This is a genomic window from Brachyspira catarrhinii (assembly GCF_005518285.1).
Classification (GTDB): domain Bacteria; phylum Spirochaetota; class Brachyspiria; order Brachyspirales; family Brachyspiraceae; genus Brachyspira; species Brachyspira catarrhinii.
In genome coordinates this window covers 1-3,804 of the sequence record NZ_SJDU01000231.1, presented here as the reverse complement: position 1 = coordinate 3,804, position 3,804 = coordinate 1, and the positions used below count along the sequence as shown (strand labels likewise).

General features: G+C 34.3%; 2 protein-coding genes. Both read right to left on the bottom strand.

What is annotated here, in order from left to right; genetic code table 11:
- Positions 1 to 723, bottom strand: a 723-nt coding sequence (locus EZH24_RS08560; RefSeq protein ID WP_137998750.1) for a hypothetical protein, incomplete at its 3' end; no start/stop codon positions are given.
- Between the two features lie 49 nt (positions 724 to 772).
- Positions 773 to 3,370, bottom strand: coding sequence for an ABC transporter substrate-binding protein (locus tag EZH24_RS08555; RefSeq protein WP_137998748.1), 2,598 nt, complete (start codon positions 3,368 to 3,370; stop codon positions 773 to 775).
- Positions 3,371 to 3,804 lie beyond the last annotated feature (434 nt).

The window sequence follows — 3,804 nt, the reverse complement described above, 5'->3', positions numbered from 1 at the left end:
AAAAGTATTGAAAATTAAAGAAACTGCAAATATTACGAGCATTCCTTTCCAAGCATGCGAAATATCGGCGGGACTCAATTCCATATGCGAGGCTATAGAAATTGAAAGATAAATAAAAATCCAAAATCCTATATTTTTATAAGATTGACTAACCATAATATTTTTAATAATATTTGAAAATATATTTAAAATAGAAGTAAAAATATTTGCCACACCGCTATAAATCGTATTCAATATTCCAGCGGATTTATCATAATCGATTTTAACCGAAAAAATATTTTCTTTAAGTTCGGGAGCTAATAATAAAAAAAGAAAATAAACTATTAAAGTGCCGATTATAATCGGTCCTACGCCAATAAAAAAATTCCCTATTTGCTGATACCAACTCCTCGAATCGTAGCTATGAAGAACATAACCTATAGTGTCCGATTTTGTGGTAAATAATTTTATGTCGCTTATTTTATGATTGAATATGATGCAAAATAAGGCATGCGAAAGTTCATGTATCGGAGTTCCAATCCATCCCGTTATATAAAGTTCGGTTTTAGCTCCTAAAGTTTTGGCAAATATTCTCCTTGTCATTGAAGAAAGCAAATATAGAATAAATCCGAAAATTATTATATTGCCAAATAATCTAAACAAATCTATAAAAGTTTTTGAAAAAATAATTACTATGAAATAAATTATATCTTGTAAGGTTTTTATAAAATTTTCCGTTCGCATTGCTATTTTATCGGAAAAAATTGCCAAAAATCTATTCTCTGGCTTTATATTATCTCAATACAAAACTTCGCGTTTCAATATAAGGCGATTCCTCAGCTATAAAAGATTCAAATACCATAATATATTCTCCCGCGGGCAAATTAATCAAATCGTTTTTCGGAATAGCGAGTTTAAATATTTCGTCTTCCAAATTTGCGTTATATTCGATTTCTCCGCCTCTTTGTAATTGAAGCAAAACTTTAACTTTAGTATTTTCGTCCGCTCTCTCCAAATTATTATTAGGATAATCGTAAGAAGAAACATATATATCGATATTTATATCTTCGTTTTTATTTACGATTGAAGGCATATCTATATCTTCTATTCTGCTCATTTTTGTAGAAAGTTTTTCAATCCAATATTCCGCAGTTTCAGAATAATCTTTGAACGCCGAAAGTTCTATATAATTCGCTCTCGAATCTATTTTCGATATAAAGAAAGGACCGTTCGATATATAAGCATGTCCGTAATTGTCAATAAAATCAATAGCCGCTTGATATCTTTTTACCGCTTCCTCTTCGTTAATCCAATTTTCTATTCCGACTGGTATATATTTTGAATCTCTCATTTCGATTAATTTTTCTTTTATATCCGCAACGCAAGTCGGATTTTTTACATCTATCGCCGTGAGAGATTGGTCTTGAGATATTGTATAAACATTTCCCGACTTCGAGCCTTCCAAAACCAATTTCATTATCGCTTCGTTTATTTCAAAAGGAATTACCGTATTTCTGTTTGGATTTCCTATTTTCGGACTAACGGCAATCGTGGCTAATTGTCTTTCCATATCCATAGGAAAATAATAATTTCCGTAAAGAGTAAAACTTCCGTCTTCGTTTAGAACGCTTCCAACCGCTCCGTCCATCGCTGGCGCGTATCTTCCCGCCAAAGCCGAATCGTAATATTTATCGTTATCGTCCGTTTTTGTCACCACATTGGCAATAAATACGCTTCCATACATCAAATCTACCAATGAAGATTCTATTCCATGATGCCATTTGAAATATTTCGGTTTGAAGTCGCATTTTATATAAGCTTTCAAATTGTCGGACTTTTTATATTCTATATTTCCGTCTTTGCTTACAATCGTTAAACCTTCTTCCCATTTTTGAGTGTATGGATTAAACATCATAGCGTTTTTAGGAACATCTACAGTGCCTACAGGAATTCCGTTATTTCCCGCAACGACTCCAATCTCCAAAGTATTCGTGTCGGCTTCTCCGAGTCTGAATATATCTTTAGCGGTCGAAGGAGATTCGAATGTCGCTCCCGAATCGCTGCAAGGACCGATTATTATTCCAGAATATGCGTCCGAAAATCCGTTTACGCCAACTGGGTCCCAAGGACTCATAAATAAAGAGCCTTGAGCCGAATGCTGAACCACTCTTAAAATTTTCTCTCCTCTTCTATTCGGTTTTATATCGGCGCTTCTTATAGACCAGTCGTTTATTCCGTCTCCTACTCCGTAAAGCATTCTTCGGTTTCTTTCTTTATTTGCCACGAAATATTGAGTTTGAGAGTTTAAATATATTCTCACCGCATCCTGCAAACCAATTTCTTGCAAGCGAATATTTCCGTTCCAATATTCTTCCGAAGTCAAAAACCATCCGTTATAATTTTTATCGCTTATTCTTGACGCTTCTCTATTATCGTAATTCCAAAATTCCGCCGTATTCCATCCAGGAGTATAATTTCCTTCTCGCACATACATTTGCCTTAAAGTGACATCCCACCAAGCGCGAGTAGCTCCCGCTCCCCAAGCCTCCGTTAATATATTCCATTCGTAATCTTTAGGGTCGGTTAAATAAACGACTTGAGTAGATTTGTTTCTGTCGTATAAAAGTTTTTCAACTTTAATTCCCGTTTTTTCTATCAAATCCGAAATAGCGTTTCCAGCGGGCAATCTTCCGCTCGGGTCGTCCACTCTTATAACGAATTTTACGCTTACTATTTCGTTATTATATTTCCACCATCCGTTTTCTTTGATTAATTTTCCTCTGTTTTCGGGCAGATTAGCCGCCGTCTCCATAGCCTTTTCAATATCGTTAATCGCTTTTTCCTCGTTTCCGTTTGCAGTCATTCCCATTCTTAAAGGAATCAAATTATATCTATAAGTTCCAGGTTGTCCAGGAGTCGCTTGAGTAAAGGAAGGCTCTCCCGCTCCTTTCAAAATTTCATCGACAAGTTTTTTTCGATTTATCAAAAAATTCATCGCGTATCTTACTTCTCTTATGGCAAAAGGATTAAAATAAGTTTTTCCGTCTTTAGTCGTTATCGTATATGGCGCTTCGTTTGGAACGGGATTAAAAAGCAAAGACCAACTTCCCGAAGGAACGGCGTAAGTGTCCAATCTTTCCAAATCTTTTCTTTCAAGCGATAAATAAACGCTTCCGTCTATTCCGCTTGCCATCAAATCGGCTTTTCCTTCCGCTACATCTTTAATCGCGATAGTCATATCCGTTCGCACATCGAAAATTATTTTATCAATTAAAGCTCCGCCTCTATCTTCTATATTAATTTTGCTTTTGTTATTCGAGCAAGTCGAAGAAAAAATAAAAATAATAAATAAAAAAGTTAATTTTTGGATTTTTGAAAATAAATGTTTCATAATACGCCTTTTAAAATATTTAAGATTATTCATATAATAACTTATAGACGATAAATGTCAATTAAAACTTATCTTCGATGAGTAAATAATACATTGTCATACTGAATAGATTACTTCGATTTTTTGCAAAATCTCGTAATGACCGTATTTTTTCCGTCATTGCGAACGAAGTGAAGCAATCCACACTGAATAGATTACTTCGGCTATAAATAGCCTCGTAATGATATTATATTGCATAGTCATTGCGAGTGTTGCCGTAGGCACACAGAGTGAGCGAAGCAATCCAACTTTTTTAAATTATTTATTTTGACAAACTAATAATTTTTTGTTATAATATTCTTATGAAAGATAATGTTGAAGTAAAGAAATTAAGCGACTTATTTGCCCGATACTTATTCGGGAGAAACGGAAATGAAGATTTGCTCGAAAATTTA

Coding starts and splice junctions, on each gene's coding strand:
- EZH24_RS08555 (WP_137998748.1), bottom strand. CDS start 3,370: ATGAAACATTTATTTTCAAAAATCCAAAAATTAACTTTTTTATTTATT.